Here is a 16288-nt window from a genome sequence, read left to right as displayed (position 1 = left end):
CTACAGATGGGTTGGTAATCGCCCTTCTCGCTTTAAACGCTTTATTACCGAACGGCGATACCAACGAGACAGCATTGGTTTAATAATAGGCAAACGCAAACACCACGCAATGGGTTTTAATACGAGCACAGGCTCCATAAGCGTAATATAAGCATCAAGCTCTGATACCACCTTTCCTTCTTTGGTTCTCACATGCAGCTCTGTTAATGCTTTACTGGGTTCAATCCCCAACGACTTAAGATGTTCATCTTGATGAGTTATATCAAACCACTCCACGGTTTCAGCGTGTTTACCCGCTAACTTTTCATACTGCTCTCTGTCTTTCACACAGCGAGGACAAGACCCATCATAGAAAACAGTGACTCTGTTTGCTTCACGCTCCATACGCTTTACCTACCAAGCCAACCCTAAACAAAATCCAATATCGTTTTATCAATATTCTCGATTACTTTAAGGGTAGTTCCTCTGTAATCAGCCATGAATGAATACAAAATAATAATGAGGCTTTAAAGGGCAATTATACTAACTATACTCATGAAGTGTTCTGATAACTAAAACAATTGTGCTGTACACATAACTTATCAGGAGATGTTCTGTTTACGAATTTATATGATGAGTATACTAAGGATATTTATGAAAAAGCTGTTGATTATCATTGGTGTATTTTTCTTCCCTTCTTATTCTTGTTTTAGTCAAAGTAATACACTCAAAGTCATTATTGGCCCAGTTGCAAACTTAACAGGATTAGACCCAATATCAGCTTCAAGCCAACCCGGTACGATATTTACAAAAGAAATAGTAAAGCGCCTTCGACATCAGGGTTATTCTATTGATTACGAGTTCATTGATGCGTGGAAAAGAGCCAATAACCTGTTTAACAATGGTCATGTCCATGTGCTATTTCCAGAAGTAATAGGAGATAGAACCCAGCAAGGAATAACAGGTATGCCCATCACTCGAATTCCAGGCTATGCTATTTATACTCTCACAACACAGCCCAAGCTCCATTCTTTTACAAGCTTAGAAGGAAAAGAAGTTGGCCTATTATTTGGCCGTTATTACCCAGAAGAATTAAAAAACAATCAAAAAATTATTTTCAACGAAGTAAACAAGCTCGAACAAAACTTCAAAAAGCTCCAGCAAGGCAGAATCGATGCCGTAATCGAGGTAATTTCTGAAGGCAATAGAAGCTTAAAAAAATTAGGCTTAACAGAAGTACACCACGGAAACGAACTCCACGCTGCTTACACTGCATATCGATTCCACCCTTCACAACAAAGCTTAGAACTGATGGAAGCGTTTAACACGGTTGTGGCCGACATGATCATTGATGGCACTTATACCGAAATTTTCCAGATGAATAGCAATGCTTTTTATCATAGTTCTCAATAGTTCTATGAAAAAGTCAGCACCAGCTTTCTTTCGTAAACTGGCAACCATAAATCAAACGCCCCACGTACAAAATAATACGCGGGGCTTTTGCCAATTGAACTTAATAAGACTACTGAATCACAGCGCCTTGCTCTACCCAAGTGCCTATCAAACTACGTTCTTCATCGGTCATTTGAGTGAGATTCCCCAATGGCATCACTTTGGTTTGAACTGACTGGGCCATAATGCGCGGAACATTAATTTTAATGTCGTTTGGCGTATCTAAAATTACCCCACCCGGCGCTGTTGCAAATGCAGCATGGGTTGGTGTGGAAGAATGACAAACCGTGCAGCGCTCCTGAATGACAGGGTTAATCTGTGCAAAACTTACCCTATTCTCATCTGATATCGCAGCTGCGTTTTCTTGTACAGGCTCTGAAGTGCTACTTTTTGATGCTGCCGCACTCTTACCCGCTGCTGCACCGTCTACTGAACTATGGCTAGCCACTGGTGTTGGCATCGATTTTATAGTGGTAGGAGACGTCACAAAGGCCAATGTGATCATGCCTAATGCTGCCACCGGGATCGTCCATGCAAACTTTTGACTGCCATGACGTGTATTAAAGTAGTGTCGAACCAAAATACTAAACACCGCTAAAGCCGCCAAAATTAACCAATTGTATTCAGAGCCGTAGGTGCTTGGGAAATGGTTACTGATCATGATGAACAGCACTGGTAGCGTCAGATAGTTATTGTGACGCGAACGTAACAGCCCTTTTGCTGGTAGCGCTGGAGCTGGCTCTCGGTTTTCTTCAATTGCTTTTACCAGATTACGCTGTGCAGGCATGATAACGCGGAATACGTTACCCACCATGATAGTACCAATGATCGCACCAACATGAATGTAAGCACCACGGCCACTGAACACTTGGCTCAGTCCGTAAGCGGCACCAACTAAACCAACAAACAGAACAATACCGAGCAACAATGGGGTTTTCCCCAATGGTGAGTCACACAGCAAATCGTAGATAAACCAGCCTACAACCAAAGAGCCAATACCAATGGCAATTGCGGTTGTTGCATCCAAACCCGAGCCCGGCGCAATCAGATAAATTTCAGCATTAAGGTAGTACACCACCCCTAATAAACCGACCCCCGTGATCCAGGTGAAGTACGCTTCCCATTTAAACCAGTGTAAATTTTCAGGCATGGTTGGCGGTGCAAGTTTGTATTTTTCGAGATGGTAAATACCACCACCGTGAATCGCCCATAAGTCTCCAGACAACCCCGTTTTTGGGTTTACACGGTTTAAGTTATTCTCCAGCCAAACAAAATAAAATGACGCACCAATCCATGCGATCCCCACAATCATGTGAGCCCAGCGTATTGCTAAGTTCAACCATTCTGTTAGATGTGGTTCCATAATAAACTCCTGTTCACAGTACCCAACCAACATCACCTAGGTTGAGTACCTTTTATCCATTTTTACTGCTTTATGCGCTGATATGATGTGACTGCTCCCACATTCCATGATCAACATTATCTAAAGAGAGTTCTACCCGATCATCCACATCAAAATACACTTCATCGCAATTGTTACCAGGGCCTGCTCGATCAACGATCAAAAACTGATCTTTATCGCTCAATGCCAAAACCGGATGATGCCAAACCCCTTTATGGTAATTCACCCCTTGTTTACCATTACTGATAAAAGCACGCAGTTCACTGGATTGTGGTGATTCTCCTTTTGGAGCAACCACAATCAAATACACATTCCCCAATAAAGGAATGAAGGCTTGTGAACCTAGCGGGTGTCGTTCCATCATTTGAATTTGAAGTGGGTATTGCAAAGGTGTGGCTTGGAAGATACTGATGATGGGTTCTCCACCAGCTTCACTTACATCTACCTCAGCTAAACGGTGATAACGTCGAGTTGAACCGTTGTTGATCATAAAAAACTCACTGGATTCTTTATCAATCACGTCTCCAAAAGGCGCAAATGCTTCTTGAGTAAGTGGTTCAATCGTAAGTTGTTTTATTTGCTCTGACGTTATCATGGCCCTTCCTTAAAAATAATTGCAGCTTGCTCTTTCCATTAATTCAGCTCTGTCATTCTCAACGTTCTCTTTTGCATTCGAAAACATTGTGTATGACTAAAAATTCGGTGCTTGATCCATAAAATAACCCTTCAATTAAGTAACGAATAAATGAGAATAAGTATCTAAATTCAGCCTATTGACTGGCTAAGTAACGGAATAGTCGTCTTGCCTCAACTTACATATCCCGCAGGCGAAACAGTGCGATCTTATTGATCTCTTCTATCGCCCTAGCAAACTCAGTTTCACTATCATTTCCTAATCGCATCTCGAAGGACTCAAGAATTTGGTAACGATTGGCTCCCTTCACTGCCATGATGAAAGGAAAGTTGAAGCGATTCTTGTAGCTATTATTAAAGTGAGTAAACTGTTCAAACTCCTCGCTTGAACACTGATCAATGCCCGCCCCAGCTTGCTCTGAAGTAGAGGCTGCGGTTAACTCGCCGTTTACAGCCGCTCTGCCCGCTAAATCAGGGTGAGCATTAATTAACGCAAGTTGCTTTTCTTTACTGGATTCTAATAAGGTTTTTGCCATGCTTTGATGCAACACCTCGATGTGATCTTCTTGATCAGAAAGCCCAGAATCAAACACCGCTTCGGCCACCCAAGGGCTGTGTTCATACACGTCTGCAAAGTGAGCAACAAACTCTTCACGGCTCATTTGTGTTGGCTGACAAAAAGCAAAACGTGCCATATTAAAACTCCTTCATACTTGGGTGTGGGTGATGTTCATGCCAGTGGTTGGCAATATCAACACGACGACATAACCAAACATCATCGTGTTGTTTTACGTAATCTAAAAATCGTTTTAGTGCGGCGATCCGGCCCGGACGACCAATCAAACGGCAATGCAAGCCAACCGACATCATTTTAGGGGCGGTTTCCCCTTCTTCATACAGGGTGTCGAAAGTGTCTTTCAAGTACTGATAAAACTGCTCACCTGAGTTAAACCCTTGTACCGTTGAAAAACGCATGTCGTTAACGTCTAAGGTGTAAGGGATCACCAGTTGGGGCTTCTCACCTTCTTCATGCCAATAAGGCAGATCATCATCGTAGGCATCAGAGTCGTATAAAAACCCGCCTTCTTCTGCCACGATCTTTCTGGTGTTTGGGCTAGTTCGGCCGGTATACCAACCAACTGGGCGTTGACCCGTTACCTTCTCGATGATCTCTATGGCTTTATACATGTGATCACGCTCTTTGGAGTAATCCATGTATTGATAATCAATCCAGCGGTAACCATGGCTACAAATCTCATGGCCTGCTGCTACCATCGCCTTAGCCACTTCAGGGTGACGCTCAATGGCCATAGCAACGGCAAACACAGTCAGTGGTATGTCGTATTTTTCAAACAAACGTAAAACACGCCATACTCCGGCACGGCTGCCGTATTCATAGATGGATTCCATACTGATATGACGCTCGCCCGCAAGAGGCTGAGCTGATGGAATCTCAGATAAGAAAGCCTCAGATTCAGCATCGCCATGCAATACGCAGCGCTCTCCGCCTTCCTCATAGTTAAGAACAAACGACACCGCTATTCGGGCGTTATTTGGCCAATGAGGATGTGGTGGCACTTCACCATACCCGATCAGATCACGTGGATAATTTTGACTCATTTAAAGCTCCTTCTACCAATCTGCCTTATGTGCACATAAACCGCTCTTACGTACCGCTGACAGAGTGGTATTCGCCAACATATCACCAATAAAATGCTCGTCCTTGAGTATGAATGTTCTTATTGGCCCCTAATAATTCAATGTTGTACCACAAATTGTATACAATCCAAACTTAAAATGTAAATTTTTTGTTTATAATATTAAATTATCAAGACAAAAATCATCATAATCCCTTGCTATATATGACGACAGATGCAATCCATGACGGAAAAGAGCCGCGTTGAGATTAACAAATAATTCACAACCCACTTTACTAACAAGGTTAATTGTGTACATAGTTAGTAAAGGTAATGAACAATTATATCTATTCAGTTTGTAAACATGGCCTGAAAGCTGCTTAGTGATAAAGAAACAAAACATCAGTAAGCCTTTGTTTTAAAATGACTTAAAAGGAAGCGTATACCGCTAATGACATTATGGGACAATTAACGACACACGTATTAGATACAGCCAACGGGATTCCTGGTGCTGAAATTAAAATTGAATTGTTTCGAGTTTCTGGTGCTGAAACTCAGCTTATTTCAACCACAACCACTAACAGTGATGGGCGCACAAATGCACCAGTTTTGAGCAGTAATGACTTTAAAAAGGGCAAATATCAGCTGGTATTTCACACTGCGGACTATTTTGCACAACAAGGGACAGAACTACCCGACGTGCCATTTTTAGACGATGTGGTGATTCGTTTTGGCATCGCTGATGAAAGTGCTCACTATCATGTGCCATTACTGGTATCACCGTATAGTTTTTCAACATACCGAGGCAGCTAGCAGTACTTCGCAACACCTAGGTACTTTTAAGCAACACCCACTAAAACGACTGGCGTCATCTGCTGCACGATATGTGTAGGGGATGAGGCATGCCTAAAACAAGCAACACTGCTCACCAATCTAATACTGGTTAACTATTTTACAGCACCGTATTTATAGTAATACGACGATAGAAAGGACTAACGTCATGAACAACACCAAAGCAGAACAGCTCAATAGCAAGGAAAGTAATTCATCCGATTTATTAGAACGATTTTTTAAACTAAAAGAGCACGGCAGCAGCGTCAAAAACGAGCTCATTGGTGGTATCACAACCTTTGCTACCATGGCTTACATTATTTTTGTTAATCCCAGCATCATGGCAGCTTCTGGTATGGATGCTGGCGCAGTATTTGTCGCAACTTGTATTGGTGCGGCCATCGGCTCTCTGTTAATGGGGCTGTTTGCCAACTGGCCCGTCGGACTTGCACCGGGCATGGGGTTAAATGCATTTTTCTCATTCACTGTGGTTGGAGAAATGGGCTACAGCTGGGAAGTGGCGCTGGGAGCCGTGTTCATTTCAGGCATACTTTTTGTGGGAATGAGTTTCTACAAAGTTCGTGAATGGATCATAGAAAGTATTCCTGAAAGCCTGCGCTACTCCATGACGGCAGGGGTTGGTCTATTTTTGGGTCTGATCGGATTAAAAACAGCAGGCATTGTGGTGGATAACCCAGCAACACTGGTGTCTCTAGGTAACTTTGCAGAGCCTAATGCCCTACTTGCAGCCATCTGTTTTCTGATCATTGCGGTATTAAGTGAGCGCAAAATTTTTGGCGCTGTTTTAGTCGGCATTATTAGTGTTACTTTAATTGGTATGGGACTGGGCTTAGTTCAATATCAAGGCATCTTCTCTGCGCCACCAAGTATTGCTCCTACCTTTATGGCCATGGATATTCAAGGTGCTCTGAATATTTCAATGGTGAGCGTTATTTTGGCTTTCTTGTTTGTGAACATGTTTGATACGGCTGGCACACTCATGGGTGTTGCTGATCGCGCCAACCTAATGAACAAAGAAACAGGTAAAATCGAAGGGTTAAGTAAAGCACTAAAAGCAGACAGTGTTTCAAGTGTGGCAGGGGCTTTTGTGGGGTGTCCACCAGTAACCAGTTACGTTGAAAGTGCATCTGGCGTGGCAGCGGGCGGACGAACGGGTCTTTCTGCGGTCTTCATTGCCCTGCTGTTTTTGGCTGCAATTTTCCTTTCTCCATTGGCTGCGATGATCCCCTCTTACGCAACCGCTGGTGCACTGATTTATGTCGCTTTCATTATGATGGGCAGCATGCAGCACATTAACTGGCGCGAGTTTACGGATGCAACCCCAGCGGCCATCACAACATTAATGATGCCACTGACTTTCTCAATTGCGAACGGTATTGCATTAGGTTTTATCACTTACACCGTGTTGAAGGTGGCCACAGGTAAGACGAAAGATGTTTCCATCAGCATGTACATTCTAACGACCGTTTTTGTGGCGAAGTTAGTGTATATCTAATCGTTGTAAACAAACTCTCTTTTTAAGAAGCGCTTGGTGTAATGGTTCAGTCGGGTAAATTGGATGGCCGAGCGCTTCTTAAATTCAAATATAAGTGGTGTTTGTTACGCCACTGCGTTTTCAAACATCACACATTAGGGCCAAATAGATTGCAAGAAATTAGAATGAAAGCCATCTGATGGACATATTTACAATAACTGAATCACTTTAAGTCTTTTTTAAACCTACAGATTCTTCATCAAAAGTTACTGGGTTATCGAAAAGAACCTCATTTCTTGTTGGGCCTTCCCCTTTGATTAGCCATAAAGGTAAATATGGAGAATCAAAGCTAATGGTTTCACCTGTACGACGATAATGAAGGCGCAAACACGCCAACATATGCCGAGGTATTAACGCACTTGAATCCCACAGCTCGTGAGAATCATCCCCCGTCGGCTCTCCCGGTAAAGGGGCATAATCAGCATGATATTCATAACTTGCCTTTAATACATCCATCACGATGTCATCAAGGCTTGATTCTTCCACTCCCCAAGCGCGAGCAATAAAACTTATGAATGGCACAAACAAAAACTGGAACGCAATCTCAGTTTCTATGCAATTTATTTTTTCAATCGCCCCCCGCTCTACCAAAGCCAATGCACGTTCAAGGGCTGCTTTTTTCTGTTCAGAACTTGAACCACCTTCAACGTATAACTTAAACAGGTGGAAAAAGGCGGTCTGCGGCTCATAAAATGCGTTATCTGGGTCATTGTCCGTGATATAACCTTCAGAATAAGTACACAACTCAAGCACAGATTGATCATCATCAATCAGTAAATTGGTACTTACGGCATCAAGCCATACATTAAAAGGGCTGTACCTTCGTGGTCTCGGCATAATAAAGAGCTCACGACCTGCTAACGTGATTGGCGTTGGCTTACCTGCATTCATCAGCATTCGTAAATCCATGGCATGCAGCTCTGCAGAATGCGCAAGCAACCACACACAATGCTCTTTCGGCCAACCGAGTAACAAAGCATAAGTAAAAAAGTCGAGATACTGGTAAGCAATAGAACTGCAAGCATGTTCGATCTTTTCTTCCGTAAATAGCATCGGGAGAGAGGTGTTATTTTTATTTCGGCTCTTTTTAAGTAAAGCTGCCGATCGCTCATGCCATTCAGACACATAACGATGTTGATTGTGGTGTTGAGTAATACCCTTCATTTTTCTTCCATCTTATTTTTGAACCACTATTTTATAATCTAAGCTTCACCAATCAAAGGATCTTCGCAGCGGTACAGCATGATGAATATGCCTAGTTAGCCCCATAAAAAGGCGATTTCCCCACCGATTTTTTGATCGCTTTGGTTTTATCTTCAAAAAAAATTTGAAAATCATTCAACCAAGTGGTGGTTTTTCACCTGAGTCATTTCTTTTATTGTTCATCCCAACAGCAAAACTGCTTAAATCTATTTCTGGAGCCCGTGATGAATATTGTCCAAAACGCGAAAACACGTTACTCAACGAAAGCTTTCAACCCACAAAAAACATTGTCTGAAGAACATGTTCAAGCCATTAAAGATCTGGTTCGCATGAGCCCATCAAGCGTGAACTCTCAGCCTTGGCATTTCATTGTGGCAAGCACTCAAGAAGGCAAAGAGCGTATTGCGAAATCCACACAAGGTGGTTATGAGTTTAATACTCGTAAAGTGTTGGATGCCTCTCATGTATTGGTATTTGCGGCAAAAACTACGATTGATGATCAATACCTAATGGAGCTGTTAGAATCAGAAGATCAAGCAGGCCGTTTTGATAACGAAGAAAGCAAACAAGGCATGCACGGCGGTCGTTCATTTTTTGTGAACATGCACCGTTTTGATTTAAAAGATGCCAACCACTGGATGGAAAAACAACTTTACCTTAACGTGGGTACCTTGCTGCTTGGTGCATCCACCATGGGCATTGATGCCGTGCCAATTGAAGGTTTTAACCCGCAAGTACTGGATGAAGAATTTGGTCTGCGTGAGCAAGGCTTTACCAGCGCCGTTGTTGTTCCTCTTGGTTACCGTAGTGACGATGATTTTAATGCCACGTTACCAAAATCACGCTGGTCTGAATCTCGCGTCTTTACGGAGTGCTAAACCATGATCCATTTAATTGCAGAAATTAAAGCCACATCAGGCCAAGAAGCCAAAGTTCAGGAGTTATTAAAAGGACTGTTAGCGCCAACACGTGAAGAGAAAGGCTGTTGCCAGTATGAACTGTATCAAGATCAAAAGATTGAAGGCCTGTTCATTATGCAAGAGATCTGGTCATCACAAGACGATTTGGATGTGCATTTAGAAAGTAAACATTTAAAAAGTTTCAGCGAACAAAGCCAAGAGGAAGGGCTACTGGAATACGTAAACCTAAGGCCGCTTAACTTTATTGGCTAACAGATCCCCCCAAACCTATGCAGATTTGGGGGCTATTCTATCATCACCGTTAAGTTAACCGAGATATATGCTCCTTGACGATATCTAGCGCAGTTTGTAACTGTGGGCGGCTTAATGGGCTTGCTAACGAAATTCGAACAGCAGCAGGCACTTCATATCGCCCTACTGCAAACATTTCCGCCTCTCTTACTCTTACTCCGCTCTCTCGTAAAGATTGACTAAACTGATAGCCTGTTAACGGCTCAGGCAAAGGTAACCACACATTGTAAGCAGGGACGCCAATAGGAACCTGAGGAAAAGCCGCTTTCCATATTCGATGGCGAGCCTTAAGCTCCATCGCAATTTCTTCATCTACCGTCTGCATTGCTCCGTTCGTCAACCAACGGCAAACCAAATCCACCATTAAGGGGCTTACATGCATGCAGCTGGCTCGTAATGAACGTTGAAGAGACTCTGTCAGAGACAAAGGTAAAATCATAAACCCGACCCGTAACCCACCAGCAAAATATTTTGAAAAACTACTCACGTATAAGGTGATGTCTGGTGCTATGGCCACCAGCGGACTCTTTCGGTGCTCTGGCGGGCAGTAAAGTACATCATCTTCAATGATCAACACTTTATAGCGGCGGCATATTTCAATAATTTTCAGTTTTCGACTATCTGTTAACTGAACTCCCGTCGGATTTTGAATCGCTGGGGTCAAATACAAGAGCTTTGGACGATGCCGCTTACAATGAAGCACCAAATCATCTGGATCTAGCCCCTGCTCATCCATTTTCACTGGCACCAGTTTTCGTTCGGCCTGCTGACAAGCATGAATAAATTCGGGGTAACACAATCCTTCACACAAAATCGTTTCTTTAGGGCGAGTTAAAGCATGAATAATGGTTGATAACCCATGTTGACCACCGTATGTCCACAGTAAACGCCGAGCATCAATGTCGGTATCAAACTTCGTCATCAACCACTGTTGAAGCGTCTGGTTATGGCCTACAATACCGTCTGCGGAGTAATAGCCCAGCACCGCCGTTTGTGCGACAGGCTCATGGCATAATTCTTCTAACGCACTGGCCAGATGCTTAGGTTGCGACAACAACAGAGGTCGGCACAACGCTAAATCAATGCCTTCTTGCTCTGAAGCCGGATGATAAAAATCCCCATGCTCTGCTTCTCTGTCCCGAACATAAGTGCCACTGCCCACTTTGGGTTCTGTCAGCCCACGTTGCTCCAGTTCTTGATAGGCTCTAGTTACTGTTCCTACCGTTACACCAAGCCGATAAGAAAGAATTCGCTGCGGTGGTAACTTGGTTTCTGGCTTCAGCTCTCCACTTTCAATCACTTCTGCAAACGCATCAGCCAGTGCAATAAACTTAGGCCCAGAACGACCAGATATATCTGGAATGAACATTGTCTCTCTCCGCAGGGGTACAATTTAATCTTGAGTACAGGATAAATAAGGGCTAACAAGAATGAAATGAAAGAATTGTCATGGTGACGCATAAACAATAGGGTTAAGCCAGCCAATGCCTTTATTCTCGAAGCCTACACCAGTTCGGGAGAAAGAAAATGACCACAGTATGGGATTTTATGCCAGCGATGAGTTTGTTTGCCTTTGTCACTGCAATGACACCAGGGCCAAATAACTTTTTACTTGCCAGCTCAGGGGCACAATTCGGCTTCAGGAAATCTTGGCGGCACCTGATTGGTATTCGCCTTGGCGTTATTGGCTTGATTCTACTCTGCGCATGCGGCGTTGCTGTTGCTCTGCAATCTCACCCTAGCTGGTATCAAGCAATGAAGTTTGTCGGCTCTGCTTATATGCTGTGGTTAGTCATTAAACTGTTATTCACCAACCCATTTTCAGGAACTGGCACCAAAAGTAAGCCACTGAATGTAACCCAAGCAACTCTTTTCCAGCTTGGCAACATAAAAGCTTGGATGGGCTCTCTTGCGTTAATTACTAGTTATAGCCTTCCCTCTCATTATTGGCTGTCTATCACTCTTATTGCTTTCGTGTTTACTACGGTAGGGCTGTTAGCCAACCTATTCTGGACATGGGTTGGAAAAAAGCTCAGCATCTATCTCAATAGTCCTTTCAAACAGCATTTATTTAATTTCATTCTGGCGGTGATGATCTTGCTTTCTATTGCACCAGTATTAACAAGCTCTATATAGATAGAGGTAATAAAACTCTGAAACATCCAATTTTCTTTCGTCTTTTTTCATTGTTCAACGTCTTACTTGTAGTAGACACTAAAAGAGAGCAATACAGTGAAGAGCTTTAAACTAGCAGCCATACAAATTGATAAGAAAAACATCATCATCAGCCCTAGCGATAACAACCTAGTTGAAGTCGCACAGAAGCTAAAAATTAATATTCCCGCTCCTTGTTTACAAAACAAACGACGTGATGGCTGCTGTAAAGCCTGCCTTGTGGAAATAGATGGCCAAAAAAGCTACGCCTGTTCCACAAAACCCAAAGCAGAAATGAAGGTAACGGTAAGAACACCTGAACTGGATAAAATCAGAAAAGACTCTATCAAAGAGTTTAAAAATCGTATCAAAAATGGCACTACATCTCCTTGCCAAGGGTAACAAATAAGGCGAGTTCTGGTGATTTATAGTTCGCCTCCCTTTAGCATTATTACCATTCACAGGGGCAAGAAAACAGCGCAGTGAATGGCTTTAAAGCTGTTAACTACAAATAGCGCTATTACCCATTGCTGCCCCTAACGCAAACACATAGGTTGCAAAAAACGCAGCGATGCCTTGTAAAACAACTAACACATAGCACCAAATAAATTCTCCACGCATGCCACTGTCGTATTTCCCTTTCATGGTCAAATGCGACTGAAGAGTCAACAGGGCAATAAGGTAAAACGTAATCCCCATGGAAAGCACCGTGCCAGATCCACTACAGAACTCTCTGCTGCTCTCCATTTGAATATAAATGTATATCAGCACAAGGTGATATACAGTCCCACACAAAGCGACCATCCATTACTCCCTAAAATTGAACACCTTATACTATGAGCAATAGACAAAATGCCCACTAAGCCATTCACGCAGAAATGATAAAGTAAAAAATAATAAAACTATTTGCTCAAAAATAAAAATGGCGTAAGCCTTACAAAGACTTACGCCACATTTTTAAAAAATTTAGAGAAAGGCTAACTGGTTTTAAACGTACCTAATTGCTCGACAATATTGTCTGTTACTTCGCTAAGGTAGCGTCCTTGATGCTGAAGTTCAGTGCAGTCATTGGCGTTAGAGCTAGACAGCATTTTTAAAGCTTCAATCTCTTTACTGATGTCTTCCACCAACTTATGAACGTACAAAATATCCACGTTATCACTTTTGCTTTCTTGCCCTATCAGAGGAAGGATTTCATTAATGTTTTCACACGCCAATTCAAGCCCTGACTGGCTGGATATAGTGTATTCAGATAACGATGCGATCGCCGCTGATTGCACTTTCATTTGTTCGCCCGCATCCAAAACCGCTTCAGAAATTCCAGCAATGATTTCGTTAATATCATCCAAGCTTTCTTGAGTGGATTTTGCTAAGTTTCTGACTTCATCGGCCACCACCGCAAACCCTCTGCCGTGTTCTCCTGCTCTGGCTGCTTCTATGGCTGCATTTAACGCCAAAAGGTTGGTTTGATCCGCTAGGTTATTAATAACGGTAACGACCTTTTCAATTGATTGTGTTTGCTGAGAAAGCTGATGAAACTTACTGTGCAAAGCATCGTTATTTTGAATATAAGTACCAATGTCATTCACCATTACGCCCATGGTGTTGTTTGAAGCCAGTAAATCTTCTCGGGTCTGTTCCACTTTAGAACGCGTTTCTTCCGCTTTAGCTTGAAGAGACAATGACGTTTTATCTAACGTTTCAACTTGATTGGTAATCAGGCCAACCCGATCATCTTGCTCTTGGATCCTTGCCGAAATATCTTGGGCTTTAACTTTCAGTAAATCTGAGATTTCATCAGACGTACTGGCCTGTTGCTGTATGTCTATTAAAGCATTTTTCACATTCTCTCTGAACGTATTGATCACATTAAGCACATTACCCATTTCACTGTTGTACTGGCTATTGATTTCACAAGGAACGGAGAGATCTTTTCGTTCAAAGTGCTTCATGTAGCCTGTGACATTTTCTAATGAATCCACACCCCACAGCTTTTCATCTATGTCATGGATGACCAGAAATACAACGACAACATATTGGATAATTTGTGAAAGGAGAACATCTGTGAAAAATGTCGCATTCACCAAAAGTGCAGCTGCACCTAGCCAGTGAATAAACCTCATTCGAATAAAAAGTGAACGCATATACAGCCCCGTTGCAAGTGATGGGTTTTGTCAGAGAGTTAGGCGCTTTCTCTACTGGCTGTATGTCCGTATTGTCAGTCAATGTTGAAATGTCGCCGCTTTCAATATCAATGCATGCTACATAACATGCATTTTTAATGCAACTTTTAGTTGTGAATGAGAAGAAAGAAAAGAAAAAACGAAGAGCCTAAGCCCTCCGCTCCTTTACGAAACACTGAACTGAAGAACGATAATTGGTTAATACGTAACACAAACAGGCGAACCAACTTCTACAGAAACACCACTGAATGTGAGCTCTCCTGTTTCGAGGTTACGCTGAAACGTCGTTAAATTATGTGAATGCTGATTGGCAGCAACGAGCCATTTCCCATCAGGGGTGATCATGAAATCTCTTGGAAAATCCCCTTCAGTCGATACACAAGATTGATATTCGATCTTGTTAGATCTTGGGCTAATAGCAAAACAGCTAATTTTTGATTGATGCCTGCAAGAGACATATAAAAATTGACCATCTGGAGAAAACTTAATCGCTGCTGTCGCTTCCCCTTTTTCTTCATTTGGCAGAGCTGCCACTTCTTGTATTACTCCCCACCCTACTTCACTCTTTTCCAGAACCAGAATCGTTTCTGATAATTCACAAATCACATAAGCGGCGGTTTCATCTTGATTAAATATTAAATGCCTAGGGCCACTACCAACAGGTGCTTTCAAAGTTTGCATTGGCTTATCCTGAAATACCCCCTGAGTTGAATCATAGGTATAAAAGCTAATGCTGTCTGAGCCTAAATCGACCGTGACAAATTGTAATTCTGACTTAAGAAATTGGCACTGATGGGCATGCGGACCAGCTTGTCGCTCAGCATTAGGACCACTTCCCGACGAAAAGAGACTGGTTATCTTCTTATCTAAACGGCCATCAGTATTTAACGAAAAAACATCAAAGCTGCCTGATGAATATTGAGACGTAATAATAAATTTGTTTTCATGATCCATTGCGATATGGCAAGGGTGATCACCAGAAATCGCTACCGACTGCGCAGCTTTACCCGCTTTTTGATCTAAATGAGATAAAAAATACAGCTCAGGACCAGAACACTGATCAACTTCGCTAATAAAGTAGCAACCAGCATCGGTAGATATTGCAAAAGAAGGGTTTCTGCAAGGCACAATAAGCTCTGGTTTCGTCAAATTTCCATTGCTGAGATCAAACTGTACTCGATAAAGGCCTTGGCTCTTGCTCGAAGAATCGGTGTAGCAACCAATTTTTAAGGGTAATGTGTTCATATACCGCCATATTCATTAGTAGATATAGCGATATTGTCTTATAAAAAAGCAAAACAACGAGAGAAAAAGAAGCGATTTATTAGTGACTTGCACTACATATTCAAAATGTACGTTGTGAAAAATAGCCCGCTAATAACGTTAAACTGCGTTATCTTTACAAACTGTCTGCGATTGCAGAGTTTTTTGTTCTCAAAGCCAAAATGCTAGTTTTACCTCTAACTATGCTTTTAAGCTTATAAAATCCAAGTCATATACAGCCCTGCTACATCACTGACCCTATGATTTTTATCATTTTATCTTTTCACATTCATCTTTCGTTAAGCTAAAGAGCCCCATAGACCTAGTTGGGTTAATACTCATAATATTAGCTTCCACCCGTTTGTACTTTCGAAAGTAATCAAATACCACAGGGGTAGTGCAGATGTATTCCTTTAACTTATTAGTGTAAAACAACGTTTTCGAGCTGAACTCATCGGGTGACTGAGGCATATTTGAAAAGTTGACATTCAATATTACGTAATCAGCACCACGAAAAAACTTTTTAAGTACCGATTGCTCAGGCTGCCCAGTGGTAATCTCAGCTATATCAACGGCAATAGTCTCATCGTCTCCCTGAACTTTGAAAAAATTAAAAACTAGCGTGACTCCAATAGCAAGTAGAACTCCGATCATACGAATTGCTTGCTGCTTCTCCCGCGTGATGACCATAATTTCCTCATGTTAAATAATGCTAATCTAAGCAGCTTGTTAGAGGATACAAATTCTACAAACTAAGTGCGGCAGCTATGTCAGGCGACCTACAC

18 protein-coding genes are annotated in these 16288 nt (G+C 42.3%); 7 read left to right on the top strand and 11 right to left on the bottom strand.

What is annotated here, in order from left to right; translation table 11 throughout:
* Complete coding sequence (locus tag MHO82_RS01200; RefSeq protein WP_239182023.1) at positions 1-384, bottom strand: DUF393 domain-containing protein; 384 nt, start codon at positions 382-384, stop codon at positions 1-3.
* 249 nt (positions 385-633) lie between these two features.
* Between MHO82_RS01200 and MHO82_RS01195 the strand changes: the two genes are divergently transcribed.
* Entirely contained in the window at positions 634-1392 is a 759-nt protein-coding gene (locus MHO82_RS01195) for a transporter substrate-binding domain-containing protein (RefSeq protein WP_239182022.1), read from the top strand.
* Positions 1393-1501: 109 nt separating this feature from the next.
* Here the strand turns inward: MHO82_RS01195 and MHO82_RS01190 are convergent, their stop codons facing one another.
* The 4 genes from MHO82_RS01190 to puuE form a co-directional block, all read right to left on the bottom strand.
* A complete protein-coding gene (locus tag MHO82_RS01190) occupies positions 1502-2794 on the bottom strand; it encodes a urate hydroxylase PuuD (RefSeq protein WP_239182021.1) in 1293 nt (430 codons plus the stop codon).
* 70 nt (positions 2795-2864) lie between these two features.
* The gene (locus MHO82_RS01185) at positions 2865-3428 is read right to left on the bottom strand and encodes an ureidoglycolate lyase (RefSeq protein WP_239182020.1); all 564 of its coding nucleotides are present in this window, start codon (positions 3426-3428) and stop codon (positions 2865-2867) included.
* A gap of 217 nt (positions 3429-3645) precedes the next feature.
* Positions 3646-4161, bottom strand: coding sequence for a 2-oxo-4-hydroxy-4-carboxy-5-ureidoimidazoline decarboxylase (gene uraD, locus MHO82_RS01180; protein WP_239182019.1), 516 nt, complete (start codon positions 4159-4161; stop codon positions 3646-3648).
* Between the two features lies 1 nt (position 4162).
* Entirely contained in the window at positions 4163-5086 is a 924-nt protein-coding gene (gene puuE / locus MHO82_RS01175; protein WP_239182018.1) for an allantoinase PuuE, read from the bottom strand.
* Positions 5087-5562: 476 nt separating this feature from the next.
* On the opposite strand from puuE, the gene uraH reads away from it, so the two are divergent.
* On the top strand, positions 5563-5916 hold the full coding sequence (gene uraH / locus MHO82_RS01170; protein ID WP_239182017.1) for a hydroxyisourate hydrolase: 354 nt from the start codon (positions 5563-5565) through the stop codon (positions 5914-5916).
* Between the two features lie 187 nt (positions 5917-6103).
* Positions 6104-7450 carry an NCS2 family permease gene (locus MHO82_RS01165; RefSeq protein ID WP_239182016.1) on the top strand — a complete coding sequence of 449 codons (1347 nt, stop codon included), beginning with the start codon at positions 6104-6106 and terminating at the stop codon, positions 7448-7450.
* Between the two features lie 207 nt (positions 7451-7657).
* Here the strand turns inward: MHO82_RS01165 and MHO82_RS01160 are convergent, their stop codons facing one another.
* Positions 7658-8653, bottom strand: coding sequence for an Imm49 family immunity protein (locus tag MHO82_RS01160; RefSeq protein WP_239182015.1), 996 nt, complete (start codon positions 8651-8653; stop codon positions 7658-7660).
* Between the two features lie 263 nt (positions 8654-8916).
* Here MHO82_RS01160 and nfsB point away from each other — a divergent pair, with 263 nt between their 5' ends.
* Positions 8917-9570, top strand: a complete 654-nt coding sequence (gene nfsB, locus MHO82_RS01155; protein WP_239182014.1) for an oxygen-insensitive NAD(P)H nitroreductase — start codon at positions 8917-8919, stop codon at positions 9568-9570.
* 3 nt (positions 9571-9573) lie between these two features.
* Positions 9574-9864: a putative quinol monooxygenase gene (locus tag MHO82_RS01150; protein ID WP_239182013.1), complete on the top strand. Its 291-nt coding sequence runs from the start codon at positions 9574-9576 to the stop codon at positions 9862-9864.
* Positions 9865-9913: 49 nt separating this feature from the next.
* Here MHO82_RS01150 and MHO82_RS01145 read toward each other — a convergent pair whose 3' ends face one another.
* Positions 9914-11272 (bottom strand): PLP-dependent aminotransferase family protein, encoded by a 1359-nt coding sequence (locus MHO82_RS01145; protein WP_239182012.1) that lies wholly within the window; start codon positions 11270-11272, stop codon positions 9914-9916.
* 158 nt (positions 11273-11430) lie between these two features.
* Between MHO82_RS01145 and MHO82_RS01140 the strand changes: the two genes are divergently transcribed.
* Together MHO82_RS01140 and MHO82_RS01135 are read left to right on the top strand one after the other, a co-directional pair.
* The gene (locus MHO82_RS01140; protein WP_239182011.1) at positions 11431-12039 is read left to right on the top strand and encodes a LysE family translocator; all 609 of its coding nucleotides are present in this window, start codon (positions 11431-11433) and stop codon (positions 12037-12039) included.
* Between the two features lie 96 nt (positions 12040-12135).
* Positions 12136-12459, top strand: coding sequence for a 2Fe-2S iron-sulfur cluster-binding protein (locus MHO82_RS01135; RefSeq protein WP_239182010.1), 324 nt, complete (start codon positions 12136-12138; stop codon positions 12457-12459).
* Positions 12460-12558: 99 nt separating this feature from the next.
* Here the strand turns inward: MHO82_RS01135 and MHO82_RS01130 are convergent, their stop codons facing one another.
* From MHO82_RS01130 to MHO82_RS01115, 4 genes are all read right to left on the bottom strand, one after another.
* Entirely contained in the window at positions 12559-12861 is a 303-nt protein-coding gene (locus MHO82_RS01130) for a hypothetical protein (protein ID WP_239182009.1), read from the bottom strand.
* Between the two features lie 173 nt (positions 12862-13034).
* The gene (locus MHO82_RS01125) at positions 13035-14201 is read right to left on the bottom strand and encodes a methyl-accepting chemotaxis protein (protein WP_239182008.1); all 1167 of its coding nucleotides are present in this window, start codon (positions 14199-14201) and stop codon (positions 13035-13037) included.
* A gap of 237 nt (positions 14202-14438) precedes the next feature.
* Positions 14439-15485, bottom strand: coding sequence for a lactonase family protein (locus MHO82_RS01120; protein WP_239182007.1), 1047 nt, complete (start codon positions 15483-15485; stop codon positions 14439-14441).
* A 288-nt stretch (positions 15486-15773) separates the two neighbouring features.
* Positions 15774-16193: a hypothetical protein gene (locus MHO82_RS01115; protein WP_239182006.1), complete on the bottom strand. Its 420-nt coding sequence runs from the start codon at positions 16191-16193 to the stop codon at positions 15774-15776.
* Positions 16194-16288: the final 95 nt, after the last annotated feature.

The sequence above is a fragment of the Vibrio sp. Of7-15 genome, assembly GCF_022347565.1.
Lineage (GTDB): Bacteria > Pseudomonadota > Gammaproteobacteria > Enterobacterales > Vibrionaceae > NORP241.
This window is presented reverse-complemented; position numbering and strand designations above follow the sequence as displayed.